19 protein-coding genes are annotated in these 26,587 nt (G+C 63.4%); 6 read left to right on the forward strand and 13 right to left on the reverse strand.

The features are described from left to right. Window positions 1-57 precede the first annotated feature (57 nt). Window positions 58-3,144 (reverse strand): efflux RND transporter permease subunit, encoded by a 3,087-nt coding sequence (locus tag HK439_RS07790; RefSeq protein ID WP_190290830.1) that lies wholly within the window; start codon window positions 3,142-3,144, stop codon window positions 58-60. A 1-nt stretch (window position 3,145) separates the two neighbouring features. Beyond that, window positions 3,146-4,276 (reverse strand): efflux RND transporter periplasmic adaptor subunit, encoded by a 1,131-nt coding sequence (locus tag HK439_RS07795; RefSeq protein WP_190290831.1) that lies wholly within the window; start codon window positions 4,274-4,276, stop codon window positions 3,146-3,148. A gap of 431 nt (window positions 4,277-4,707) precedes the next feature. Between HK439_RS07795 and HK439_RS07800 the strand changes: the two genes are divergently transcribed. Both HK439_RS07800 and xseA read left to right on the forward strand, forming a co-directional pair. Further along, the gene (locus tag HK439_RS07800) at window positions 4,708-6,399 is read left to right on the forward strand and encodes a SulP family inorganic anion transporter (protein WP_235987696.1); all 1,692 of its coding nucleotides are present in this window, start codon (window positions 4,708-4,710) and stop codon (window positions 6,397-6,399) included. A 48-nt stretch (window positions 6,400-6,447) separates the two neighbouring features. Further along, window positions 6,448-8,010, forward strand: coding sequence for an exodeoxyribonuclease VII large subunit (gene xseA, locus HK439_RS07805; protein WP_190290833.1), 1,563 nt, complete (start codon window positions 6,448-6,450; stop codon window positions 8,008-8,010). Between the two features lie 76 nt (window positions 8,011-8,086). Here xseA and HK439_RS07810 read toward each other — a convergent pair whose 3' ends face one another. From HK439_RS07810 to HK439_RS07835, 6 genes are all read right to left on the reverse strand, one after another. Beyond that, complete coding sequence (locus HK439_RS07810; protein ID WP_190290834.1) at window positions 8,087-9,475, reverse strand: TRAP transporter large permease; 1,389 nt, start codon at window positions 9,473-9,475, stop codon at window positions 8,087-8,089. After that, on the reverse strand, window positions 9,472-10,107 hold the full coding sequence (locus tag HK439_RS07815) for a TRAP transporter small permease subunit (protein WP_190290835.1): 636 nt from the start codon (window positions 10,105-10,107) through the stop codon (window positions 9,472-9,474). The genes HK439_RS07810 and HK439_RS07815 overlap by 4 nt, the downstream gene beginning before the upstream one ends. An 87-nt stretch (window positions 10,108-10,194) precedes the next feature. After that, window positions 10,195-11,211: a C4-dicarboxylate TRAP transporter substrate-binding protein gene (locus HK439_RS07820; protein ID WP_190290836.1), complete on the reverse strand. Its 1,017-nt coding sequence runs from the start codon at window positions 11,209-11,211 to the stop codon at window positions 10,195-10,197. A gap of 274 nt (window positions 11,212-11,485) precedes the next feature. Further along, window positions 11,486-12,211 (reverse strand): methyltransferase family protein, encoded by a 726-nt coding sequence (locus tag HK439_RS07825; RefSeq protein WP_190290837.1) that lies wholly within the window; start codon window positions 12,209-12,211, stop codon window positions 11,486-11,488. A 273-nt stretch (window positions 12,212-12,484) separates the two neighbouring features. Continuing rightward, window positions 12,485-13,879, reverse strand: a complete 1,395-nt coding sequence (locus tag HK439_RS07830) for a sigma-54-dependent transcriptional regulator (RefSeq protein WP_190290838.1) — start codon at window positions 13,877-13,879, stop codon at window positions 12,485-12,487. Further along, on the reverse strand, window positions 13,876-15,681 hold the full coding sequence (locus HK439_RS07835) for a sensor histidine kinase (protein ID WP_190290839.1): 1,806 nt from the start codon (window positions 15,679-15,681) through the stop codon (window positions 13,876-13,878). Before HK439_RS07835 ends, HK439_RS07830 begins: the two co-directional genes overlap by 4 nt. A gap of 109 nt (window positions 15,682-15,790) precedes the next feature. Here HK439_RS07835 and HK439_RS07840 point away from each other — a divergent pair, with 109 nt between their 5' ends. The 3 genes from HK439_RS07840 (at window position 15,791) to HK439_RS27235 (ending at window position 20,762) form a co-directional block, all read left to right on the forward strand. Then, the gene (locus tag HK439_RS07840) at window positions 15,791-16,945 is read left to right on the forward strand and encodes an acyl-CoA dehydrogenase family protein (protein WP_190290840.1); all 1,155 of its coding nucleotides are present in this window, start codon (window positions 15,791-15,793) and stop codon (window positions 16,943-16,945) included. 118 nt (window positions 16,946-17,063) lie between these two features. Further along, window positions 17,064-17,897 carry a universal stress protein gene (locus HK439_RS07845; protein WP_190290841.1) on the forward strand — a complete coding sequence of 278 codons (834 nt, stop codon included), beginning with the start codon at window positions 17,064-17,066 and terminating at the stop codon, window positions 17,895-17,897. A 126-nt stretch (window positions 17,898-18,023) separates the two neighbouring features. After that, window positions 18,024-20,762, forward strand: coding sequence for a bifunctional acetate--CoA ligase family protein/GNAT family N-acetyltransferase (locus tag HK439_RS27235; RefSeq protein ID WP_190290842.1), 2,739 nt, complete (start codon window positions 18,024-18,026; stop codon window positions 20,760-20,762). 3 nt (window positions 20,763-20,765) lie between these two features. Here HK439_RS27235 and HK439_RS07855 read toward each other — a convergent pair whose 3' ends face one another. The 3 genes from HK439_RS07855 to HK439_RS07865 all read right to left on the reverse strand — a co-directional run bounded on the left by HK439_RS07855 (window position 20,766) and on the right by HK439_RS07865 (window position 23,739). Continuing rightward, window positions 20,766-22,430 carry a thiamine pyrophosphate-binding protein gene (locus HK439_RS07855; protein WP_190290843.1) on the reverse strand — a complete coding sequence of 555 codons (1,665 nt, stop codon included), beginning with the start codon at window positions 22,428-22,430 and terminating at the stop codon, window positions 20,766-20,768. A 233-nt stretch (window positions 22,431-22,663) separates the two neighbouring features. Further along, window positions 22,664-23,059, reverse strand: coding sequence for an Hsp20/alpha crystallin family protein (locus tag HK439_RS07860; protein ID WP_190290844.1), 396 nt, complete (start codon window positions 23,057-23,059; stop codon window positions 22,664-22,666). Between the two features lie 299 nt (window positions 23,060-23,358). After that, on the reverse strand, window positions 23,359-23,739 hold the full coding sequence (locus HK439_RS07865; protein WP_190290845.1) for a hypothetical protein: 381 nt from the start codon (window positions 23,737-23,739) through the stop codon (window positions 23,359-23,361). A 148-nt stretch (window positions 23,740-23,887) separates the two neighbouring features. On the opposite strand from HK439_RS07865, the gene HK439_RS07870 reads away from it, so the two are divergent. Continuing rightward, a complete protein-coding gene (locus tag HK439_RS07870; protein WP_190290846.1) occupies window positions 23,888-25,456 on the forward strand; it encodes an AAA family ATPase in 1,569 nt (522 codons plus the stop codon). Here the strand turns inward: HK439_RS07870 and HK439_RS07875 are convergent. Together HK439_RS07875 and HK439_RS07880 are read right to left on the reverse strand one after the other, a co-directional pair. Continuing rightward, window positions 25,444-25,764: an AzlD family protein gene (locus tag HK439_RS07875; RefSeq protein WP_190290847.1), complete on the reverse strand. Its 321-nt coding sequence runs from the start codon at window positions 25,762-25,764 to the stop codon at window positions 25,444-25,446. The genes HK439_RS07870 and HK439_RS07875 overlap by 13 nt on opposite strands. After that, on the reverse strand, window positions 25,757-26,419 hold the full coding sequence (locus tag HK439_RS07880; protein ID WP_209011638.1) for an AzlC family ABC transporter permease: 663 nt from the start codon (window positions 26,417-26,419) through the stop codon (window positions 25,757-25,759). The genes HK439_RS07875 and HK439_RS07880 overlap by 8 nt, the downstream gene beginning before the upstream one ends. Window positions 26,420-26,587: the final 168 nt, after the last annotated feature.

A 26,587-nucleotide genomic window follows, 5' to 3' on the forward strand; every position in this document is an offset into this window, starting at 1 on the left:
GTCTGTGCCGGCCGCTATGAAAAACGAACGCCTGCCTATTGGGGCCGGCGTTCGAAATCAGGCGGGCTGTCCGGCCGCAGGCGGTTCCGCAGGTTCAGCCTTGTCCCCGGCTTCTGCGGGCGCCTTATCCGCGTGGCCGACATACATGTAGAACATCGGCACCACGAACAGGGTGAACATCGTGCCGACGGACATGCCGGTGAAGATCACCAGGCCGATGGAGTAGCGGGCTGCGGCGCCGGCGCCCTCGGCGATGACCAGCGGCAGAACGCCGAGCACCATGGCGCCCGTCGTCATCAGGATCGGCCGCAACCGCTCCCGTGCCGCCTCAACGATCGCCTCGCGCTTCGACATGCCGCGCTGCTCGCGCTGCGCATTGGCGAATTCCACCATCAGGATGCCGTGCTTGGTGATCAGCCCCACGAGGGTGATCAGGCCGACCTGGGTATAGATGTTCAGCGTGCCGAGCCCGAGGTTCAGCGGCACAAGGGCGCCGAAGATCGACAGCGGCACGGTCATCATGATGATGAACGGATCGCGGAAGCTTTCGAACTGGGCCGCCAGGACCAGGTAGATCACGATGACCGCGAGGGCAAAGGCGATCAGGATCGTGTTGCCCTGCTGGACCTCAAGACGCGACTGTCCGGCGTAGTCGACGAAGAAGCCGGAGGGGATCGTCTCGCTCGTGATCCGCTGCAGTTCGGCAAGGCCGTCGCCGGTGGTGACCGTCGGCAGCGGCAGGGCCGAAATCGTCGCCGAATTCAGCTGGTTGAACTGCTCGATGGAAACCGCCGTTGCCCCGATCGAAACCTTCACCACGGCCGACAGCGGCACCATGTCCCCGCTCGCGGAGCGGACGTAGAAACCGCCGAGCAGATCGGGGTTCATCCGGTATTCCTTGGCCACCTGGGGAATGATCTCGTAGGAGCGGCCATCCCGGTCGAACTTGGAAACGCTGGCATTGCCCACCAGGATATTCAGCGTTCCACCGATGGTGGAGACCGGCACACCGAGCGCGGCCGCACGCTCGCGATCGATCAGGACCGTGGCCTGCGGCTTTTCGAAGGACATGGAATCCTGGACAACGATGAACTTGCCGGCGGCCATCGCCTTGTTCTTGACCTCTTCGGCGACCTCGTAGACCTGTTCCGCCGACCCGGTCGTCTGCAGGACGAGCTGGATCGGCAGGCCGCCGCCGGACCCGGGAAGGGAAGGCGGCGAGAAGACGAACGCCTGGACGCCGGCGGATTTGGAGATCCGCCCCTGGATCATCCCCTTGATGTCTTTCTGGGACTGCGCCCGCTCGCCCCACGGCTTCAGCGCCCAGATGGCGAAGGCGGAATTGGGGGAACCCGTTCCCACGATCTGGAACCTGGCCTGGACGCCCGGAACATCGTCCGTCATGGAATAGAACTGGTTGGTGTAGAGCTGGGTGTAATCGGCCGTGGCATATTGCGGCGCCGTCACCATGGCAAACAACGCGCCCTGATCCTCGTCCGGCGCCAGTTCGCTCGATGTCTTCAGAAACAGGAACGCGGACGTCGCCAGAAGCGACACCACGATCAGAAGCGTCACCGGCTTGTAGTCGAGCGAAAAGTTCAGCCGCCGGCCGTACCAATGGGTGAGCTTCGTGAACACCTTGTCGATGAAGACCTGGAACCGGCTGCCATGGGCCACCAGAAGCCGGGCCGACATCATCGGCGACAGGGTCACCGCGACGAACCCGGAGATGAACACGGCCCCGGCCAGCGTGAAGGCAAATTCCCGGAACAAGGCTCCGGTCAGCCCTTGCGTGAACCCGATCGGCGCATAAACGGCGCCGAGCGTGATGGTCATGGCAACCACGGGACCGAAGATCTCGCGCATGCCGACGATCGCCGCCTGCATCGGTTTGAGCCCGTCCTCCAGATGCCGGTGGATGTTTTCCACCACCACGATGGCGTCATCCACCACGAGACCGATCGCAAGCACCATGGCCAGGAGCGTCAGCGTGTTGAGCGAATAATCGAGCGCCCAGAGGAAGAAGCAGACCCCGATCAGCGACAAGGGAATGGTCACGATCGGCACCAGCACCGCCCGGAAGGAGCCGAGGAACAGCAGAATCACCAGAACCACGATCGCGACGGCTTCGCCGATGGTCTTGAACACTTCCTCGATCGAGGCGGAAATGAACTTGGTGGAATCGTAGACCACCTGGATCGACGTGCCCTTGGGCATGTTCGCCTGAAGCCGCGGCAGTTCCGCCCGGACACCGGCGGCGGTGTCGAGCGGGTTCGCGGCCGGCGTCGGCATGATGCCGAGGAACACGCCCTGCTGGCCGTTGAAAGAGACGCGGACGTCCGTGCTTTCGCTGCCGAGCGTCACATCCGCCACGTCCCTGAGACGGACCACCTCCGTGCCCTCGCCGCTGACCGGCAATGCTCCGAAGGCCTCGGGCGTCTGCAGCGTCGTCTTCGCGGCGATCTGGTAGGCGACATATTCGCCTTCCGTCTTGCCCGGCGAGGACAGGAAGTTCGCCCCCTGGATCGCGGACAGGACTTCGGCCGCGGTGACGCCGCGCGACGCCAGCTTGATCGGATCGACCCAGATGCGCATGGCGAAGGTCTGCTCGCCCAGGATCTGGGCGTCGGCCACCCCGTCGACGACCGACAGCTGCGGCTGGATCACGCGGGAGACGAATTCCGTAATCTGCTGCGGCGACATGCTGTCGGACAGAACCGACAGATACATGATCGCAAAGGACCGGCCGGTGCCTTTCTTGATGACCGGGTCCTTGGCCTCGTCCGGCAGCTGGCCCCTGACTTCCTGCACCTTGGAGATGACTTCGGTCAGGGCCTTGTCCGGATCGGTGTTGAGCCGCATGTGGACGGACACCGTCGACAGGCCGAGCGCGCTGTTCGAACTGACGTAGTCGACGCCTTCGGCCGACCCGACCGCCTTGGCGATGGGAGTGGTGATGAAGCCCTGAACGAGATCGGGGCCCGCGCCGACGAACACGGTCGTGATCGTGATCACCGTTTCCTCGATCTTGGGATACTGGCGGACATTCATGTTCATGATGCCCTGCGCCCCAAGCAGCAGGATCAGCAGGCTGACGACCGTGGACAGAACCGGTCTGCGGATGAAAATCTCCGAGAAATTCACATCAGGCTCCCGGCTTTTCAGCGGTATCCGCCGGATTGACCGTATTGTCGATGGTCACCGGACTGCCGACCGTCAGCTTGTTCTGGCCGGCGGAGACGATCACATCGCCCGGTTTCACGCCGTCGGTGATCTCGATCTTGCCGCCGAAGCGGCGGCCGACCTTCACGAACACCTGGCGCGCCACCAGCTTCTTCTTGCCGTCGGCCGCCGCCGGAGCCTTGTCGTCTTCGGCAACCATATAGACGTAGGTGCCGTAAAGGCTCTGGACGACTGCCGTTTGCGGCAGCGCGATGATGTTGTTTTCCTGCGGCAGGTCGATACGGACGAAGGCGAACTGGCCCGGGCGCAGGGCGCCGTCGGAATTCCCGACTTCCGCCTGGATCGAGACCAGGCGCGACTGGGGATCGATCTTCGGATCGATGCCGGTGATCTTGCCTTCATAGCCCATGGCGTCTTCGGCAAGGCCCAGGTGAAGCGGCTGACCAATGTGCACCTCGGAAAGGCGCTGTTCGGCAACCGTGAAGTCGACCTTCATAACTTTCAGATCCTGCAGCGTGGCGATGACGGTGCCGGCCGGCAGATACTCGCCGACGTCGATTTTCGGAATGCCGATGGTTCCCGAAAACGGCGCCCGAATCTTCTTCAGGTTGATCTGCGCCTTGACCCGTTCCATCACCGAACGGGAGGCGTCGAGGGCAGCCTTGGCATCGTCCAGGGCGGAGGTCGAGCTCACGCCCTTGTCGACCAGCGTGGTCGCACGCTTCAGCGCCTGGCTGTCGCGCGCCTCGTTAGCCTTGGCCGCGATCAGGGTCGCCTGCTCTTCCTCGTCATCGAGCTGGACGAGCAGTTGCCCTTTTTCGATCTGGTCGTTGGCGGCAAACAGGATGCCGGTCACGATCCCGGCCGCCCGTGACGCCACGTCGACGCCCTGGCGGGCGCCGACCGTCCCGATCGCCTCGATCCCGGGCTTCCAGGACTGGGCTTCCGCGGTCACGGTCGACACCGTGACGGTCGGTCTCGGTCGGTTGGCAAAGTATTCGGCAATCTTCTGTTCCTTGAACAGGTTGAAGCCGACCAGCCCGCCGCAAACCAGAACGATCAAAATGATGGCGATGATGAAACGCTTGATCATGAACCTTATCCGTCCGACCCCGCCCAGCCATGAAGTCTAACAGGTTTCAGCCCGTCACGCTGGCGCAGGGTCCATGCAAAAATTCCATGACGACGGGCGCCGCAGCCATCGGCTCTGGCGCCCGTCGTCAATGAATACCGTGATGCCTCTTTCCGCCGCCGGGAGGACGCGGCGGGAAATGGGTTGGGCACAAAATAGTGCGCCTTGGGTCCGTTGAAAAGGTATGGAACCCTTATAATTTTTCAACGGGTTAAAAGGACCCTGTTCCGGTCGCCGACGACAATGTCCGATCAAGGGATATCCGCTCAGGGTGGCAAACATATGGTCTCCCTTGTCTTTGCCACCGGAGTTGTCTTTTTCCCTCGTTTCGCCAAGATGGCATTGCGGTCAACCCTTTATCCGCTCCGCAAAAGGAGCTCATCTTGTCCGGAATGAAACCGAAGCGGCGGCTTCTCGCCGGTGTCCTGCCCGTCAGGAAAGACCGGATCCTGTCCGAAACGATAGCCGGACTGACCCTTGCCGCCGTCGCGATCCCGGAAGTGATGGGATACACGAAGATCGCCGGAACGCCGGTGATCACCGGGCTCTACACCATGCTGCTGCCGATGGCGCTGTTCGCGCTCTTTGGATCGTCGCGCCATCTGGTGGTTGGCGCGGATTCGGCGACTGCCGCGATCCTGGCGACCAGCCTGGCGGGGCTGGCCGCGGCCGGATCGGCCAATTACGTCGCGCTGGCAGGCCTGATCGCGCTTCTGGTCGGGCTGCTGCTGGTTGTCGCGAGCGTCGCCCGCCTCGGTTTCATGGCCGACTTCCTGTCCCGGACCGTCCTGGTCGGCTTCCTGTCGGGCGTCGGGATACAGGTCGCCATGAATTCCCTGCCCGGCATGCTCGGCATCAAGATTGCCCAGGCGAGCGGGCTGGCGAAGCTCTCGCTGCTCCTGCCGCTGTTGCCGTCCGTCAGTTTGCCGGCTGCGGCCATTTCCCTGAGTGCGCTGTTGCTGATCCTCGGGTTCCGGGGGCTGTCCCGGTCCTTTCCGGGCGCGATCGTCGCCCTTGGGCTGATCACTCTGGTCAGCTGGATTTTCGACTTCAAAAGCGCGATCGATGTCGTCGGCAGCGTCCCGGGCGGGCTTCCCCAACTGGCGCTACCGAATGTCGACTGGTCGTTCGCGCTCATCTGGCAACTCGGCCCGGTGGCCCTTGCCATGCTGGTGGTGATACTCGCCCAGAGTGCGGCCACTGCCCGCGCCTATGCCACCAAGTACAACGAGACGCTGAATGACGGCATGGACCTGCGCGCCCTGGGATTTGCCAATCTCGGCGCCGGACTGACGGGAACCTTCGTCGTCAACGGCAGTCCGACCAAAAGCCGGATCGTCGAAAGTGCCGGCGGCCGGACCCAGCTTTCCATGCTGATTTCAGTCGGGATCGTCATCCTGGTCCTGCTTTTTTTCACCCATATTCTGGCCTATCTGCCAGAAGCCGCCCTTTCCGCGCTCGTCTTTCTGATCGGCATCGACCTGATCGACCTGAAAGGCTTACAGGAAATCCACCGCACCCGGAGGGCCGAGTTCTGGGTGTCCGCGGTGACGATCCTCGTGGTCGTCGTGGCAGGCGTCGGCCCCGGCATCCTGCTTGCGATCGTCCTGTCGCTCATCGTGCACACGAGGCACGGCTATCATCCGGTCAACGTGCTGCTCACGCCCGAAACCGCCGAGACCTGGCAGGTTCAGCCGCTCAAGACCCGCGTGATGGCGGCACCGGGCCTGATGGTGTACCGCTTCACCCACGCCATGTATTACGCCAACGCGGGGCTGATGGCGGCGGAAATCAAGGACCTGGTCACGCCCGCCGCCGAAGGCCTCAGGTATTTCTGTATCGATTTCTCCTGCGTGGACGATATCGACTTCACGGCCCTGAAGACCCTGAAGAAAATCCAGGCGGAGCTTGCCGGCGACGGAATCGAGCTGCTTTTCGCCCACACGCTGGACGATCCGGCGGCGCGCAGCCGGCTGCAACTGGTTAAGACCTTCGGCGAAAGCATCGTCTTTTCCACGGTCGGCGAGGTCCTGTCCCATATACGCACCCGCAAACCGCCCCCGCTCGCCACCTCCGCCTCTTGACCCGATCCTCCGGGACGGCCAGTTTTCAAGGATCAGAGGGAATCAGCCTTGTCAGACTCCGCTTCCAACGTCGCCGAATTCTCGGTCTCCGAAATCTCCTTTTCCATCAAGAAAACGATGGAGGATGCCTTCGGCTATGTGCGCGTGCGCGGCGAACTGGGGCGCATTTCGAGACCCGGATCCGGCCACATCTATCTCGACCTGAAAGACGACCGCGCGGTCCTGTCCGGCGTGATCTGGCGCGGGGTCGCCTCGAAGCTCAAAATCCAGCCGGAACAGGGCCTTGAGGTGATCGCCACCGGCAAGATCACCACCTTTCCGGGCCAGTCGAAATACCAAATGGTCATCGACGCCCTGGAGCCCGCCGGCGCCGGCGCACTCATGGCGCTGCTGGAGGAACGCAAGCGGAAACTCGCCGCGGAAGGTCTCTTTGGAGAAGAGCGCAAGCAGCGGCTGCCGAGCCTGCCGCGGGTCATCGGCGTCGTGACCTCGCCGAGCGGCGCCGTCATCCGCGATATACTGCACCGGATTTCCGACCGCTTTCCCCTGCACGTACTGGTCTGGCCGGTCCGGGTGCAGGGCGAGACCTGCGGCGCGGAGGTCGCCAACGGCATCCGCGGCTTCAATGCGCTTGCCCCCGGCGGCCCGATCCCGAGGCCAGATCTCCTGATCGTCGCCCGCGGCGGCGGCAGCCTGGAGGATCTGTGGGGCTTCAACGAGGAAGCCGTGGTCCGGGCGGCGGCGGAAAGCCGTATTCCGCTGATTTCCGCTGTCGGCCACGAGACCGACTGGACGCTGATCGATCTTGCCGCCGACGTGCGCGCGCCGACACCGACGGGCGCTGCGGAAATCGCCGTGCCGGTCAAGGCCGACCTGATGGGCATGACCGACGACCTGTCGCGGCGTCTCATCTCCGGCCTGAACCGCTTCATTTCCAACCGGCGCACGGAACTGCGCGCGGCAGGCGCCGCCCTGCCGGCGCCGCGCGATCTGCTCGCCCTGCCACGCCAGCGTTTCGACACCGCCGCCGGCAGCCTGGAACGGTCGCTGATCGTCAACACCCGCAGCCATCGCAGCACCTATCAGAATGCGGCCGGCCGCCTGTCGCCCTTCCTGCTTGCCCGCGTCACCACCAAGGCGCGCGACCAGCTAGACGGGTTCGGCGAGCGCCAGGGACGCGCGCTGCTGGTCGCGGTCCGCCAGAAACGTCAGGGCTATGCGGCCGTCTCCGACCGGCTGACGCCGATCCGGCTCAAGCATCAGATCACCATCGGCAACGAGCGCCTGTCCGGTCTGTCGGAGCGCATGAACCGGGCCTATGCCACCCGGCTGACGAAGTCCCGCGACCGGCTGGATGCGCTGGAAAAGCTCCTGAAATCGCTGTCCTATAAGGACGTGCTTGCCCGCGGCTATGCGCTGGTGCGCGACGACAAGGGCCAGCCGGTGCGCTCCGCCGCTGCAGTCTCTTCCGGTGACGCACTCAGCATCGAGCTTGCCGACGGAACCATCGACGCGGTCGCCACGTCGGGGTCTGCCGGTCCTGCGAAGAAGGCGAAGAGGCCGGCGAGCACGGAAAGCAAGAAGCCGACGTCGCAGGGCAGCCTGTTTTAAAGAGAACTGAACCCGGATTAAAAAAGGCCGCACCGGTTTCCCGGCGCGGCCTTGATTTTCATCCCTTGTTTCCCGGCTACATCATAGACGGCAGCCAGGTGATGATCGACGGGAAGGCCAAGAGGCCGCCGATGGTGATGATGTCGGCGACGAAGAACGGGATGCAGCCGCGGAACACTTCCTGGACCGGAATGTCCGGCCTCACACCCGCGACCACAAAGCAGTTCAGGCCGATCGGCGGCGTGATCAGGCAGAGTTCCGCCATCTTCACCACCAGGATGCCGAACCAGATCGAGCAGGCCTCACCCGACATGCCGAGCGTGCTGTCCGCCGCACTGACGGCCTCGCCGCCGTTGAGCGCCATGACCGCCGGATAGACCACAGGCAGGGTCAGGACGAGCATGCCGATGGCGTCGATGAACATGCCGAGCACCGCATAGGCAGCCAGGATCAGGATCATCGTCAGCATTGGATCATGCGGCAGGCTGACGATGAAGTCCCGGAACGCATCGGGCAGGCCGGCAAAGCCGAGGAAGCGCACATAGACCAGCACGCCCCAGATGAGGGTGAAGATCATCACCGTCAGCTTGGCGGTTTCGTGCAGAGCCTGGCCAAGCTGCCGGCCGCGCATGCCTTTGAAGAAGGCGGTGATCAGGACGACGAAGGCGCCGAGCGCACCGGCTTCCGTCGGCGTTGCGGCGAACTGGTAACCGCCGATGTCGATGCCGAACAGGCCGACGAAGATCACGGCCACCACAGCGAAGATCGGGAACGTTCCGGGCAGCGAGGCGAAGCGATCCGACCAGGTGAAGCCCTTGATCGCCGGCGCATCGCCGCGCCAGGCCGCCATGCCGACGATGATCAGGATGTAGATCAGCGCCGAGTAGAGCCCGGGAATGAAACCCGCGATCAGCAACTTGCCGACCGACTGCTCCACCAGGATCGCGTAGATCACCAGGATCGCGGAAGGCGGGATCAGCGAGGCGAGCGTGCCGCCGGCGGCGACCACGGCCGCAGCCAGCCGCTTGGAATAGCCCACGGCCAGCATTTCCGGAATGGCGACGCGGGCGAATACCGCGGCGGTCGCCACGCTGGCGCCGGACACGGCGGCAAACCCGGCGGTGGCAAACACGGTGCCGACGGCCATGCCGCCCGGCATCCAGCCGAGCCACTTCTTGGCCGCATCGAACAACTGCTTGGTCAGCCCCGCGTAAAAGGCGAGAAAGCCGATCAGGATGAAGGTCGGCAGGACCGAGAGGGAATAGGTGACCGACTTGGAATGGGGCACGGTGCCTGCCATCTTCAGCGCGGTGATGACGCCTCTTTCGAAGCCCATGCGCATGGAGAAGATGATGATCAGGCCGGTGAGCCCGACAAAGGCGGCGGCAAAGGCGACGCGCACGCCGACCAGGACGAGGACCAGCAACACGCCGGTCATGATCAGTCCGACTTCAAACGGCGTCATCGGGAAACCTCCTCGTCGTCTTCGCCAAAGGCTTCCTCGATTTCATGTTGGGCCGCTTCCTCAACATCCATGATGAGCGGAACGGAAAGGGGCGTGCGTGACGGGTCGGCAATCAGCCGCCAATAACCGTAGAGCTGCAACAGCAGCCTGAGGGCAAGCAAGGTGAGTGCGACCGGAACGATCAGTTTCGAGGGCCAGGTGGGCAGCCCGATGTCGATGGTGGAATCGCCGATACTCCACGACCGCTGGAAATGAAACCAGGAGCCGTAGATCAGCCCGCAAACCACCAGGAAAATGATGAAGACCCCGAAAAATTCGGCGATCCAGAGTGCGCGGCCCTTGAGCTTTCCAAGCAGGATTTCCATGCGGATGTGGCCACCCACACGCTGGCAGTAGGCAATGCCCATGAAGGTGAACACGGCCATCGCCTGCTCGGTGATGTCAATGAAACCCGGAATGGGCTGATTGAGGAAGGTGCGCCCGAAGATCTGCACGACAGCCAGCAGCATCAAGATCATGATACTGGCCGCGGCGATCAGGTTGAACCCATTCTCTATCCTGGCGAGAACGCCATCGAACATGATGTAACGCGGCGCCTCGGCGGTCGCATCGGACCGGTCTGGAGTCATCATTTTTATACGCCCAAGGAAGGCCTCCGGCGTAAAAACGCCGGAGGTTTTAAGATCGACTGGTTCGTTTGAATTCTCGACCGGCCGGCGTCAGTTGCCGAGGGTCGAGTGCACCAGATCCAGCAGTTCCTGACCCGGGATGCCCTTGGCATCCATGTCCTTGATCCACTGATCGTAGATCGGGGCGGCCTTGGCGCGCAGGGCGGCAAGATCTTCAGCGGAGAACTTGATCTGCTGGATATTGCGCTTTTCCAGTTCCGGCCACCACTTGTCATAGACCTTGGCATAGGTCGCCAGGTAGTGGTCGACAGCTGCCGGGACGGTCTCGTCCAATGCCTTGCGGAAATCGTCAGGCAGGGCGTTGTAGGCGTCGGTGTTCACGACCACCGGGCACTGCACCGTTCCCGGGTTCATGTTGGCCGTCCACCAGGTGCCGACTTCCACGGTCTTGAACGCCAGGTGAGCATGGGGCGCAAAGGATGCGGCACGCACCGTACCGGATTCCATGGCCTGGTAGGTTTCAGATGCCGTCACGGTGGTCGGAACGGCGCCGATTGCGGACATCAGGTTACCGATCCCGCCCAGCGCACGCACGCGCATGCCTTCGAAGTCCTTCGGTGACTTCGGAGCATCGCCATTGCCGATGAAGTTGTACTGCGGCATCGGCGAGGGCATCAGAACCTGTGCATTCCACCGGGCAAGGTCCTTCTTGACCGCCGGATGCTGGTAAACCGCTTCGCTGACCTTCACTTCCGCGTCGAGGTCTTCCACGCCCAGGAACGGCAGTTCGAGAACCGTCAGGGTCGGGTTCTTGTCGGCATGGTAGGAGGCGCAGATCTGGGCCATTTCAAAAGCGCCGAAGGAAATACCGTCAAGGTTTTCGCGCGACTTCGACAGGGCCTCGCCGTAGGCGATCTTGATTTCGAACTTGCCGCCGGTCTTCTCGGCGACCTTCTCGGCCAGATATTCGATGTGCTCGGTGAAGGCGCGGCGCTTGCCCCAGACGGAAACGTTCCAGGTGACATCGGCGGCGAAAGTTTCGGTGGCAAAAACCAGTCCCAAGACAGCTACGGATGCAGCGGTCGCAAACTTGCGAACAGTGAGCATGTGTATCCTCCCAGATATAAAGTGCCCATAAGCCTGGATGTCCCGGCGACGCCGCCTCCTGCAGCATCGGCCCGCACCCAGCTAGGATTTTATTTTGCATGTCCCGTGCCAAACACATGACATGACGGGATTTTCCCCAAAACCCCGCAATTCCGGATGGCAGCACGTCTGTGCCGCCTCCGTCAATCGGCGATTTCTTGCCGATGCCGTTTTCCCATTGGCGGAATCTTGCCGGCAACTTCAGATTTAGGATCAGGGCGCCAGAGACTGGACCTTAGTAAATTCCGGGAAACAAGCGATATCTTACGCGGCTCGTATAGTCCTGGTACCCCGGCAACTCTTCCTGAAGCGTCCGGTCTTCGAGTGCGGTTCTGATCACGGCGACAACCAGTGCGACCGCCACCGGAACGAGTGTCCACACAGAACCCAGGGCGAGCACCATGCCCGGCAATGCCAGAAGGTTTCCGGCATACCCCGGGTGCCTGACGATCCGGTACGGGCCGCTGTCGCATACCTCATGTCCCCGATCGGTCTGGATGCGCATCAGGCTGGAGAAGAAGCGGTTCTCCGCCAAGGCCCAGGTTGCGAAGGCGTATCCGATTGCGATCAGGAAGAGACCGGTGACGGAAAGCCATGCGGGGAATACGGGCGACCAGTCGAAGCGGTGATCCAGCCCCGCGACGATGACCAGCGGAAAGGAAAGGGTCAATGCCATGAGCGGTCCGAGAACCTTATCCCAGGCTTTGACATCCGATGCCTTCATCGACAGGGACCGGTCCCGTTCCACCATCAGCCCCGGATGGCGCCATTCCGCCCAGACGCGCCCGCCGACGCCGGCTGCAACGAGGAGCAGGAAATAGACCCAGGCCTGCCACCAGCGGATATCCCCTCCGCAGGCCAACAGGATCACAGGTATGGACACATGGACGATGGTCACGCGCAGCCACTCGCGCGGCGTTGCCGTCTGAACCGTGCCCGGATCACCTGTTTGCGGTGGCATGTCGCTCCTAGGGTCAGGACTCATTAATCAGGTTGCAATTGCGCCGTAAACGGCAAAGAGCTGCAAGGAGAGACGCGAAAAGCGGGCTCCCTGCCCGGTTGAGCGGTTCGACGCAGCAGATCTAAGCCGTTTACGCGTCCCTTCGGGATATGGCCGATTTGCCCGGCTACAGCGTTGCAAGTTCTGGAAAACCGGACGGTTTCCTGCGAACTTGCGCCTCGTATCCGAACAAATCGGCTCATACCATTCCAATCTGATTAATGGGTCCTGACCCTAGTCCTCTGCCGCGGTCAGCCCGGCCTTCGGGCGGCTCAGGCCGAGACGGGTCATCTTTTCGTTCAGCGTCCGGCGCGGAACGCCGAGTTCCTCCATGACGGCGGCGATTCGGCCGTCATGCCGGCGCAGGGCGCTGGCGATGATGTTGCGTTCGTAATTGTCCATGATCGCGCGCAGGGTGTCCCCTTCCCCGATCTCATGCGCAGCGCCGTTGCCGGTCACCAGCATTTCCAGAGGCTGGCGGCCGACGCCGGCGTTCAGGACAAAACGTTCGGCCGCATTCCGGAGTTCGCGGACATTGCCCGGCCAGCCGTAGGTCTGTAGAAAGGCCTCGTCGCGGGCGCTCGTTTCGGGGCGATCCAGCCCGTATTGCGCCGTGAACCGGTTGACGAAGGTGTCGAACAGCACAAGGCAATCGCTGCCCCGGTCCCGCAAGGGCGGTATGGTGATTTCAATGGTGTTCAGGCGGAACAGGAGATCCTCGCGCAGGGTCCTTGCGGCGACCGCCTCGCGCGGATCGACATTGGCCGCGCTGACGATGCGGATATCGACCCGCACCGGCTTGCGCCCACCGATCCTGTCGACCTGCTTTTCCTGGAGCACGCGCAGGAGCTTCGGCTGCAGGCTCATCGGCATCGACACGATTTCATCCAGAAAGAGGACGCCGCCGTCTGCCGCCTCGATCCGCCCCTGACGCATCCGGTCCGCACCGGTGAAGGCCCCGGCCTCGTGACCGAACAGCTCCGCCTCGACCATGGTTTCCGGCAAGGCTGCGGCGTTGATCGCAACGAAAGGGCCGTCCTTGCGGCTGCCGAAATCATGCAGCGCCTGGGCGACGACTTCCTTGCCCGTCCCGGTTTCCCCGGTAATCAGGACGGCGGCATCGGTCGAAGCGAAATGCAGGATCCGGTCGCGCAGGGCCCGCATCGCCGGGCTGTTGCCGAGAAGCCGGCTTTCCAGGCTCGAGCCGTCCTCCAGGCGTCTCGTCAGGGCCCGATTTTCCAGGACGAGGGCGCGTTTTTCCACCGCGCGACGGACAATCTCGGCCATGTTTTCCGGATCGAACGGCTTTTCGACGAAATCATAAGCGCCGTTGCGCATCGCCTCGACCGCCATGGGAACATCGCCGTGGCCGGTGATCAGGATCACCGGGATTTCCGCATCGATCTCCCCGATCCGGCGCATGAGACTGACCCCATCTTCTCCCTGCAGCATCACGTCGGAAACGACGCACCCCGGAAAGCTGGAAGAAATCTTGCCGATCGCCTCCTGGGCACCCGCCGCTTCGATCGGCGTGAAATCCGCCAGCCCCATCCATTGCCGCAGGGCGGCGCGCATGGATGGATCATCATCGACGATCAGAACCGGGGCCTGTGCTTCTGGCGCGGTCATTCCGCGGGAACCTCCTGCGCTTTGGTCTCAGACGTCTTGTTGCTCGAGTCTTCGCGCCGGGGCCGCAGATCGCGCGCGGCCGGCAGCGACAGGGTAAAGGTCGCGCCGCCGAATGTGTTGGTCGCGACCGACAGGGACCCGCCGATGTCTTCCGCGATCCGGCCGGAAATGGAAAGCCCGAGACCGAGGCCGCCGCTGCTCAGCTTGGTCGTGAAGAACGGATCGAAGATCTTTTCCCGGATTTCCTCCGGAACGCCGGCGCCGTTGTCCGAGACCTCGATGACGATGGCATCCTCCAGCCGCTTCGCCTCCAGCAGCACCTTGCCGTCGGCAACCTGGGACGCGGCATCCGCACCGTTGCGCAACAGGTTCAACAGCACCTGCTCCACCGGCAGCGGCGCCGTTTCCAGGCGCAACGGCTCCTCCGGCAGGGTGACGGTCAGGTCGACCCCGGTTTCCTCGAACCGCGGCAGGGCAATCTTGGCGGCGGCGCGAATGTTTTCCTTCAGATCGATGGACTCGATCCGGCTTTCCGCAGGCCGCGCAAAGCGCTTCAGTTCCTGGGTCAGCGCCGCCATCCGGTGCTGCAGACCGTCGATTTCAGACAGGTTCTCCCGTGCTGCCTCGATATTCAGCTTTTCCAGGAACTTGCGGGTTCCGGCAACGAACATGCGCAGGGCGGCAAGCGGCTGGTTCAGTTCATGGGCGACGGCGGCCGACATCTGGCCGACAGCCGCAAGACGGCTCGACCGCGCCAGACCTTCCTGGGCCTTGATAAGCTCGCGCTCGATCCGCTTGCGTTCCTCGACCTCGTCCGTCAGCCGCAGGTTCAGTTCGCGCAGCTCTTCCGATTCCTGGCGTAAGAGAGCAGACGCCCTGCGCAGCGCCCGCCCGCGGAACACCAGGACACCCACCGCATAAAGCAGGCTGAGGCCGATGGCCGACACCCAGACCGGCCACAGGTTCTCCTTCGTCTCCTCAACGGGAACCAGGAAGTGCAGTTTCCAGCCGAGCAGACCGACATCGGCCTGGTTGTGCCGGTAGCGCCGGCCGTCGATCGCAAGCACGTTGTCCGCGTTGCCGGAGGCGTCGGACAAAAGCTCCAGCGGCAGACCTGCGAACTGGCGGGTCTCCCGGATCTTAGACAGGAGGCTGTCGCTCAAGGGATGAAGCACCTTGTAGCGCCAGTCGGACACGCTGGAGAGAAAGATCACCCCGTTGGCATCGGAGGCAAAGACGATCTCGCCGCCTTCCGCCCAGGCCTGTTCCAGCGGACGCATGTCGACCTTGACCACGGCCACGCCCCGCGGCGGGCCTTTCACCGGCGTCGGCCGCGACAGGAACAGCCCCGGTTCGCCCATGGTCGCCCCGATGGCGAAGAACCGTCCCTCCTCGCCGGCCATGGCCGCCTTGAAATAGGGCCGGAAACCGTAGTTGCGTCCGACCAGGGACAGCTCGTCGCGCCAGTTGCTGGCACCCAGCGTGACGCCGTCCGTGTTCATGATGTAGAGCAGGTTGGCGCCGGAGTTTTCCGCCATCTCCTCCAGATAGCGGTTCGCGGATTCCGTCGTCTGCTGCATGTTCAAGACGATGGTCGCCCGCGGATCGCGCGCCAGCACGTAAGGCAGGTAGCGGTACTTGTCGTATTCGCCGAGGATGGTCTGGCGGTAGAGGGTCAGTCGTTCGGACGCCTTGCGGTCAACACTTTCCTCGTCGCGCACCGCGATCAACTGCACGATGACGGCAGCGATCAGAAGCAAGACAAGCGGCGGCAGGGCCAGAAGAATGAAACGGGTCCTCATGCTTTCTTATGTCCTGTTTGGCCCGAGGCCGCAAACCGGAAAGGAGATCATGGACAACGGGTTCGGCGTGCGGGTAGGGTCTGGCAAATTTAATAACCGGAAACGCCCCATGCACTTCGAACTCACAGAAGAACAGCAGATGATCTCGGATGCCGCCCACCGGCTGGCGGCCGACCGTCTGGAACCGCTGGCCGAAAAGGTCGATGCCGGCGAAGGCCGGGCCGAGTTCCTCGACAATCTGCGCCTGCTTGCCGAAAACGGCTTCATGGGGCTGAACGTTTCCGCCGACTACGGCGGCACGGAAGCCGGCGCCATCGGCTTTGCCCAGGCCGTGCAGGCATTGGCCGGCGGCTGTGCTTCTACGGCAGTGACTGTTTCTGTGACCAACATGGTCGGCGAAGTCATCCAGGCAGTCGGCTCCGACGAACAGAAGGCGGACTACCTGCCGAAGCTGACGGACGGCACCTATGCCGCCGGCGGCTTCTGCCTGACGGAATCCTCCGCGGGATCCGACCCGTCGGCGATGAAGACCCGCGCGGTCAAGGACGGCAATCACTACGTCCTCAACGGCGCCAAGCTCTATATCACCTCCGCCGAATATGCCGGCATTTTCGTCGTCTGGGCCGTCACCGATCCGGACGCGCCGAAGGGCAAGGGCATTTCCTGTTTCCTGGTCGAGGCGGGAACGCCGGGCCTCGTGATCGGCAAGGCGGAAAAGAAGATGGGCCAGACCGGCTCGGCGACCAACGAGGTCCTGTTCCAGGACTGCCGGGTTCCGGCAACCGCCATGATGGGAAAGGAAAACGACGGCTTCCGCATTGCCGTCGGCGAACTCGCCGGCGGACGCATCGGCATCGCCTCGCTGGCGCTTGGCATTGCCCGCAAGGCCATGGACACGGCCAAGGCCTTCGTCAAGGACCGCGAACAGTTCGGCCGGCCGCTCGCCGACATGCAGGGCCTGCAGTGGATGATCGCCGACCGGGAGACGGAGCTGGAAGCCGCCCGCCTCTTAATCCTGCAGGCGGCAGCGCTCAAGGACGCCGGCAGGCCCTATTCCAAGGAGGCCTCCATGGCCAAGCTCTATGCATCTGAAGCCGCCCAGCGCGCCACCTACACCGCGCTGCAGCTTCACGGTGGCGCCGGTTACATCAAGGAGTATCCGCTGGAACGCTTCGCCCGCGACGCCCGGATCACGACCATCTACGAAGGCACATCGGAAATCCAGCGCCTGATCATCGCCCGCGAAGTGATGAAGGCGGTATAAGTTTTTGCGCCAACACCGCTTTGAGTTGATCCTGCTCAAAGTGGGGGTTCAAAATCCTGCATAAATTGCCGATATAAAATACGGGCACTCGCCCGCTTTTCTGGACGGAGACAATACCATGGCACTCAAGGACATTCTGACGATCATCGACCTTTCCGGGTCTCAACCTGCGCCGAAATACGCGCTGGAACTCGGGCGGCAGTACGATGCCCACGTGACGGGTCTGGCGATCGCCTTCGAACCCGTGGTGCCTGCCTTCGCCGCGGCGCCGATGCCGGTGGACTACCTGGAAGCAGCCCACGAACAGGCTGTGGGCGCCGCCAAGGAAGCCCAGAAGCAGTTCGACGAACTGGCCCGCCTTTCCGGCGACAAGTCGGAAAGCCGGGTCGCGGAAATCCTGACCGGCGGCCCGCTGGAAGGCGTGCTGCAGCACTGCCGCACGACCGACTTGGTGGTGATCGGCCAGACCAATCCGGATACGCCGGAGCCGATGCGCGAACTGCTGATCGAAACGGTGCTGTTCGAAAGCGGCGTGCCGGTCCTCCTCGTGCCTTACATCGGCGTTTCCGACTATACGCCGAACAACGTGCTGATCGCCTGGGACGGCAGTTCGACCGCGACCCGCGCCGTTCATGCGGCCCTGCCGATGCTGGGCAAGTCCGACAAGATCACCGTTCTCGTGGTGGAGAAGAAGACCGAAGGCACCGGCGGCCAGCCGGGTGCCGAAATCGCCACCTATCTCGCCCGCCACGGCCTCGACGTGACCATCGACGTGGTGACCAACCCGCAGACGGGCATTGCCGATACCCTGCTGAACTACGTGTCCGACCACGCCAACGACCTCGTCGTCATGGGCGGCTACGGCCACAGCCGGATGCGTGAATTCCTGTTCGGCGGGGCAACCCGCGAAATCCTGGAAGCCATGACCGTTCCGGTCCTGATGGCCCACTGATCCGGGCGGGTCGCCGGTTCATTCCGGAGACCAACCCGGCCACGTCACGTAATTTTAAGAGGCGGAGGGTTTCCTGAACTCTCCGCCTTATTTGAGTTTTCGTTCAACGGCGGCGAGGCAGTCCGCGTGACCATACGAAACCTTGAGGGCTTTTTCGCCCCGAAGTCCATTGCCGTCATCGGTCCGTCCCGCCACGATCCGGCGGTGACCGGGCATCTGCTTCACGCGCTGTCCGCCTTCGCCGGAAAACACTCCGTCCATCTGATCGACCTTAAGGCCGGCGACGTACCTTCCGAATTCAGCGTCGCCGCGTCGGTCGACGATCTGGCGCAGGGGCCCGATCTCGCCATCTGCCTCGGCGCCTCGGACGATAGTCCGCAGTTAATTGCCGGGCTCGCGGCCCGCGGAACGCGTGCTGTGCTCCTGTTGTCGCCTGGCTTTGAAAGCTGGCCGGAAGAGCTGCTTCAGCGGTGCCGGGAGGCGGCGCGGCCGACAAACCTGCGCATGATCGGTCCCGGCAGCCTGGGCGTCGCGGTACCGGCCCTTTCCCTGGACACGCTTTTGAGCGCTGCAAAGCCGCTTGCCGGCGATGTCGCCTTCTTCGCACGCTCCGGCGCGGTCCTGAACGGAACGCTGTCCTGGGCGGCCAGCCATCAGACCGGCTTTTCCGGAGTGGTGTCGCTCGGCGCGCGCATGGATGTCGATATCAGCGACCTGATCGACTATTTCGCGCAGGATTACCGGACGCGGGCCATTCTCCTGCACCTGGAGAACCTGTCCTCGCCGCAGAAATTCATCTCCGCCGCAAGGGCGGCCGCGCGCAGCAAACCGGTGATCGTGATACGTTCCGGGCGAAGCTTGGAAACCGTTGGGACCGGGCGTACCCATGCCGGGCGGCTGGCCGATCCGGATCTGGTCTATGAGGCCGTCTTCCGCCGCGCCGGCCTGCTCAGGGTCAATGACCTGGACGAGATGTTCGAGGCGGTCGAAACCCTGTCGCGGATCCGGGTGCCCACCTGCGAATCCCTGGCGGTCGTCGCCAACGGGCGCAGTCTGGCGGCCCTTGCCTCGGACCGCCTGGCGGACCTCGGCGCCGGCCTTGCCCGGCTCGAGCCGGAGACCGTTGCCGCGATTGCCCCGTTCTGCAGGCCTGCGCGCAATCCCGAAGGCACGATCGGAGCCAGAGGAAAGATAGTGCTGAAAGAGGACCTGCCGGCAGCCGATCTCAAGTTCGCCGTAAGCCGGATCCTGCAGGACAAGGGCGTTGACGGCCTGCTGACGCTCCATGCCGGGACCGCATTCACCTCTCTTGAGGACATCGGCAAGGCGATTGCCGAAACGGCAGACGAAAACCGCAAGCACACGGGGCGCCGCAAGGCACTGGTGACAGGCCTGATCGGCGGCGACAGCACCACACGCGGCCCGCTCGATGCAGCGGGAATTCCCTGTTATTCCAGCCCGGCGGAAGCGGTGCGCAGCATCATGCATCTGGCGCGCGATGCCCGGGCGCGGGATTTCCTCATGGCCGTCCCGCCGAGCATGCCGGCGGACTTCACACCGGACAAGGCCGCCGCCCGCCGGATCGTCGACAAGGCTTTGGCCGAAAACCGCAGCTGGCTTTCGCCGGTCGAAGTCGCTGCCGTTATGGCGGCCTACCAGATCCCCCTGATCGGCACGGAGCTTGCCGGATCGGCGCAGGAAGCGGAAGAAATCGCGAAGCATTTCTTCAGGAGCGCCCGCCACTGCGTGGTGAAGCTGATTTCTCCCGACCTGCCGTTCAAATCGCAGATCGACGGGGTCCGGCTGGGCCTGGAAAGTCCGCAAGCCGTCGCAGCGGCCGCGCAGCAACTCCTTGACCAGACCCGGGCGATGTTTCCGGCGGCAAACATCACCGGCGTCAGTGTGCACCCCATGCTGGAGGACCGGAACGGCCTGGAACTATTCCTGGGCCTTGCCAATACGCCGGTGTTCGGTCCGGTCATCGTGTTCGGACAGGGCGGAACGGTGGTCGAGGACAGCGGCGACGTCTCGCTCGAACTGCCGCCGCTCGATCTCAAGCTGGCCGACGCCCTGATCGGGCGCATCAGGATCAGCCGGCTTCTGGGCGGCACACGGGCGCGGCCGAGCCTCGACCGGGCCGCCATTGCCCTGACGCTGGTCAAGCTGTCCCAGATCTGCGTCGATATTCCGGAAATCCTGGAACTCGACATCAATCCGCTGGTGGCGCGCCAGGGCGGGGTCCTGGCCCTTGATGCCCGCGTCACCCTCGGCGCGCCGGCCGAACATCGCGGCCGGCTCGGACAGTCGCGGCTGTCCATTGCGCCTTATCCGAGCGAATGGGAGCAGACGCTTTCCCTCCGGGATGGCCGCAAGGTCTTCGTCAGGCCGATCCGGCCCGACGACGAAGACCTGCTCAAGGCGTTTTTCGAGACGGTCTCTCCGGAAGACCTGCGGCTGCGTTTCTTCGCGCCGGTCCGCGATTTCAGCCACCGCTTTCTCGCCCAGCTCACCCAGCTCGACTATGCGCGCGCCATGGCGTTTGCGGCGATCGATCCGGAAACCGGCAACCTGCTCGGCGCCGTCCGGCTGCATACGGACCCGGATCACCAGACGGGCGAATATGCCGTCATCGTGCGTTCCGACCTCAAGGGCATCGGCCTCGGATGGGCCCTGATGCAACTGATCATCCGCTACGCGAAGGCGGACGGGATTGGCACGATCAAGGGCGAGGTGCTCAAGGAAAACACCTCCATGCTCGCCATGTGCGAGAAGCTCGGTTTCTCGGTCAGGACCTCTCGTGACGATCCCGGTATCGCGGATGTCACGTTGCCGGTGGCAGGCCTTGACGCAGATCTGGACGGATAAAGCCTATCTGGCTTCGGCTTCCGCGCGGATCTGGCTGAGCGACCGGGCCGGGGTGATCGCTTCCGGATCAAGCTTCAGATGCAGGAGCGCCGGTTTGCCGGAGGCCAGTGCCCGCTCGAAGGCCGGGCCGAAGTCTGCCGTCTTTTCGACTGTTTCGGCATGGGCGCCATAGGAGCGGGCAAGGGCTGCGAAGTCCGGATTGACCAGCTTGGTCGCCGACGGACGGCGCGGATAAGTGCGCTCCTGGTGCATGCGGATCGTGCCGTACATGCCGTTGTCGATGACCAGCACGATGATCGCGGCCTCTTCCTGGCAGGCTGTGCCGAATTCCTGCATGGTCATCTGCAGGCAGCCATCGCCGGCAAAGCACACCACCGGACGGTCGGGGAAGGTCAGCTTGGCGGCAACCGCGGCCGGCAGGCCGTAGCCCATGGACCCGGAGGTCGGCGCCGCCTGGGTGCCATAGCGGCGGAAGCGGTGGAAGCGGTGCAGCCAGGTGGCGTAGTTGCCAGCCCCGTTGGTGAAGATCGCATCGTCCGGCAGATTGGTCTCGATCCAGTCCATGACGCCCGACATCTGCAGATCGCCCGGCGTTTCCGGCCGGGCGCCCGACCATGCCAGATAATCCTCATGCGCCTTGGCCGCAGCACCCGCTCCTTTCAGCTCGGCCGGCGGCTGCAACCCTTCGGCCGCCTTGCAGAAGGCGGCCGGGCTTGCGTGAATGGCAAGCGTCGGCCGGTAGACCCGACCGAGTTCTTCGGCGTCGGGATGGACATGCACCAGCGCCTGGTCCGGCTCCGGAATGTTCACGAGCGAATAGGACTGGCTCGGCATTTCCGACAGGCGGCCGCCGACAAGCAGGATCAGGTCGGAAGCCTTGATCCGCTCGGCGAGCTTCGGATTGATGCCGATGCCCACGTCGCCGGCATAGTTCGGGTGCAGGTTGTCGAACAGCATCTGCCGGCGGAAGGAACAGGCGACAGGCAGGTCGAAGCGCTCGGCGACACGGGCAAAGGCGGCAACCGCCTCTGCCGTCCAGCGGCTGCCGCCGAGGATCGCGATCGGGCGTTCGGCAGCCCAGAGCCGCTTCTGCAGATCGGCCATCAGCGTCAGGCCGGGATGGGTTTCGACCTGGCGCCACGGTTCGGGCTGGGCAACGGCCGCCGTCTCGACCAGCATGTCTTCGGGCAGGGCGAGCACGACCGGACCGGGACGGCCGGAGGTCGCCACGTGCCAGGCCCTTGAAATGAATTCCGGCACCCGGTCGGCCTGATCGATCTCGGCGACCCATTTCGCGATGCCGCCGAACATCTGCCGGTAATCGACTTCCTGGAAGGCTTCGCGTTCGCGCATGCCGCGCTCGATCTGGCCGATGAACAGGATCATCGGCGTGGAATCCTGGGCGGCCACATGAACGCCGGCCGCGGCATTGGTCGCGCCGGGTCCCCGGGTTACCATGCAGATGCCCGGCTTGCCGGTGAGCTTGCCGTAGGTATCCGCCATCATGGCCGCGCCGCCTTCCTGACGGCACACGGTCACGGCGATATCGGCGTCGTAAAGGGCGTCGAGAACAGCCAGGTAGCTTTCGCCCGGCACGCAGAAGACACGTTCCGCGCCATGACATTCCAGAGCTTCCACCAGAAGCTCACCACCGGTTCTCTGTTTCATTCTCTTTTTCCGTCCCTGGGGCGATGCCAACCGTTCATTTGTAACTACTGCCTAGCCTTCTATAACGCACATCATTTTGCCGGGGCAGACCGCCGCTCTGGTAATTTGGCAATGAGGTCATTCCAATCCGGAAGTCTGTACCGGCGCTGACCTAAAAAAAGCGGCCGCGGAAAGTCCGCAGCCGCTCCATATGCGCTATTGAGAACTATTCCCTGTGAGCCGAAAGGCCGACCTCAGCCTTTCCGCTTCACTTCGATCTTCTTGGTCTTTTCGGCCGTTTCCGCAGGGCGCGGCAGGACGACGGTCAGCACGCCGTTGTCCATGTGGGCCTCGACCTTGGACGCATCCGGTTCGAACGGCAGGGTCAGGACGCGGCGGAATGAACCGTAGCTGCGTTCGCTGACATAACGGTCCTTTTCGTCGACGGTTTTTTCGGCCGTCTTTTCACCCTTGATGGTCAGCGTCCGATCGGAAACGGACACGTCGATGTCCTTTTCCGCAATCCCGGGCAATTCGGCCGTCAGTTCCAGACCCTTGTCCGTGTCATGAACGTCAATTGCCGGGAAACTGGTCACGGCCGCTCCGGCGGCCGGCAGCTTTCTGCCGAAGTCCTGGAACATCCTGTCCATTTCCTTCTGCAAGGACGTAAAAGGATTGTCGTTATTTCCCCAAAGAGAGGGCAACAGATTGCTCATTTTGAACCACCTTTTCTCCCGTACATGATTCAAGCTGCATTGAGCGTGGCGGAACCCGCACCGTTTCGCGCCCCGACCTTCCTCATGTTAACGCGCAACCGGAGCGTTTCGTTTGACCCACATCAACCGGATGCGGCACGGTCCCGCAATCGAGCGAATCGAACCGATCCCCCCAAACAATGACGGGGCGCGAATTGCGTCGCGCCCCGTCACCTGAAACGACATTGAAAGGATCAGACGGGCTGAACCGTCACGACCTGGAACGTATAGAGGTCGCCGTCCTCATCCTTGATGGAGACGTATTCGCCGGGCTTAAAGGCATGGGCGCCGAAGCGGTAGCCCGCCTCGTCATCATCCTCGCCCTCGATGTCGTAGTGGAACGCCCAGGAGCCGCCCGGCTTGTGAACCAGGTGGCCGATTTCCTCTTCCTCGCCCCCCCAGAAACGGCGGACCCGGCAATGCTGACGCTCTTTTTTCCACATTGCCGCGTCGATATGGCCGCTTTCATCGAGCGGAGCGGTGAACTCGTAGCCATGGTGTGCCGAGCCTTGCGGAAACTCCTTGGTCCGGGCCAGATTCAGCCTGATCTTCCTCAAAGCCGGAAATTCACTCATGACAGTCCTCCTTGAAAATATTCTGCCGTGCCACAGTCATAGCAGCTAGACCGCAAGGCGATAAATACATCATTGAGAAAGATCAAACGGTTGTCGGCCCAGTTGCGGCAGATTTCAAAACAGGCAAACCAAAGGGGAAATCAGGACCATGAAACCGGACATCACCCAGGACCGCGTGTTTGCCTTTCTGGAAAGCCTCACGCCGGACGATGCCTCCGGACTGAAGACAAAGCGGATCGACACCCATGCCAATACGATCGTCCTCGTCGGGGCCAAAGCCTACAAGGTCAAGCGGGCGGTCCGCTTCCCCTTCCTCGACTATTCCACGCTAGCCCTGCGCCAGGAGGCCTGCGAGCGCGAGATCGTCTACAATTCCTGCTACGCCCAAAGCCTCTACGTGAAGGCGGTCCCGGTCACCGAGGAAGCCGACGGATCGCTGGCCCTGGACGGGGCCGGCAAGCCGGTCGAATGGGTGGTCGTCATGAACCGGTTTTCAGGGAAAGACGAACTGGACAACCTTGCCGAAGCCGGACCGTTTTCCGATGCGCTCGCCGATGATTTGGCCGCCATGATGGTGACGGCCCATGACAATGCGCCGGAGCGCGAGGCCGACGGGTTCATTGCCGAACTCAGTAGCTATGTGGAGCAGAACGCGGCCGCCTTTGCCGAGCATCCGGAGCTGTTTCCGCCGCAGGAGGCGGCCCATCTGAGCGAAAGCGCGCGGCGCTGGCTTGAGCGGATCGGCGACCTGATCCGCACCCGGGGACGGCACGGCCTGATCCGCCTGTGCCACGGCGATGCGCATCTGCGCAACATCGTGCTTCAGGACGGCAAGCCCGTGCTGTTCGACGCTGTCGAGTTCTCCGATGCAATCGCAACCGGCGACGTGCTTTACGACCTCGCCTTCCTGCTGATGGACCTTTGGGAGCGCGGACAGAGGCGCGCGGCCAACCGGGTCTTCAACCGCTATTTCGACAAGGCCCGGCGCGAGATCGATATCGACGGTCTCGCCGCCCTGCCCTTCTACCTGATGATGCGCGCCGCAATCCGGGCGAAGATCGCCGCAAGTGCTGCACTCAACCAGTCGGAGCCGGCGGAACGCCGGCGCCAGGAAGACCAGGCCCGGGCCTATTTTCGTCATGCGCTCGACTTCCTCGATCCGCGCGAACCGGTGCTGACCGCCATCGGCGGTCTATCGGGCACGGGAAAGACGACGCTTGCCTATGGCATCGCCCCGGAGATCGGCCGCGCGCCGGGCGCGCGGGTGCTGCGAACGGATGTCATGCGCAAGGCCCGACTGGGGCTTGAAGAAACGGAAAAGGCACCGGCGGAGGCCTATACCAGGCAAGCGAGCGACGAAGTCTATGCGGCCATCGACCGGCAGATCCAGTCGGTGCTGGCCGCCGGACATTCGGCGATCTTCGACGCGGTCTTCGCAGACGAGGCGGAACGGGCCCATGTGGAAGCGGTCGCCGCCCGCGTGGAAGCGCACTTTTGCGGCGTGTGGCTCAACGCGCCCGAAGCGATCCTCAAGGACCGGGTCTCGGCCCGCAAGGGCGATGCGTCCGATGCAGACGCGGACATCGTTGCGCGCCAGCTCACCTACGATCTCGGCGACATGACGTGGGCGAGCGTCGATGCCTCCAGCTCCTTCGACGACACGCTGCGGAATGCGCGGCAGGCGCTGCAGCGGTGCGGCGTTTTTCAGAGCCCGTAGCCGCGCATGGCGGCGGCGGCCCCGACCGCGAAGACCACCGCGATGAATTCCTTGCGGACCCATGCCATGACGACCGCCGACACGACCAGGCAGAGCATTACAGGCACGCCGCCCTTCAGAGCGATCGGCAGGATGGTGGAGACGATGATCGCACCCGGCAGCGCTTCCAGCGCGCGGTGGATCCTGGGCGTCAGCGGAATGCGGCCCATGATCCAGTAGCCGCCGGCGCGCATGGCATAGGTGACGGCCGTCATGCCGGCGATGGCGAGCAGGAACATGCCGTCGACGGAAAAGACCGCGTCAGTCATCGAGGAACGCCCCCGCAACTGCGCCCGACACCGCGCCGGTCAGGATGCCCCAGTAACCGCCGAACAGATACCAGGTCGCAATCGCCACCCCGCCGGCCACGGCCCAGCTCAGCGTCTGGCGCCGCCCTTTCCACAAAGGCACCAAGAGGGCGACGAAGAAGGCCGGCATGATGACGTCGAGCCCCCAAACCTTCGGGTCGGACACCAGGCTGCCGAGGAAGTAGCCGGGTATCACGGAGAGGCTCCAGACGGTCCAGGTGAAGATGCCACTGCCGAGATAGATGCCCCAGTCGCGCTCGCCCTCATTGTATTGGCGAAGGGTGAGCAGCCAGTTGATGTCGGTCAGCAGGAACAGCGAAGGATAGGTCTGGATGCCCGGCACCTGGCCGAGCCAGGGCCTTAGGCTTGCCCCGATCAGGAGCATGCGCATGTTGACGGCCGCTGTCACGCCGATCATCGCCAGGCACCCGGCCCATGTCAGCGGATCGCCGTAGACCTCCATGGCCACGAACTGGGACGCACCTGCGTAAACAAAGGAGTTGATCAGCAGCGTTTCGGCAAAGGTCAGCCCCTTCTGTGCGGCGACCGTGCCGAAGGCGGCGCCGAAGGCGATCACCCCGGGCAGGATCGGCAGGCACAACAGGGCCCCACGCACGCAACCGCTCGCGGTCAAAGAAATCCGATTTTCCGTCATTCCCAAATCTGTCGAGAGGCGCGCCGGTCGAAGGACCGATCAAAGCGTTGGGCGATAAGTTATCTCACCATGGCCCGCGGGCCGGCCGCGGACCAATAAAATCTTGTGATCCGATCATTCACGGTGCTG

Origin of the sequence: Roseibium aggregatum (assembly GCF_014692675.1) — a bacterium.
Lineage (GTDB): Bacteria > Pseudomonadota > Alphaproteobacteria > Rhizobiales > Stappiaceae > Roseibium > Roseibium aggregatum_C.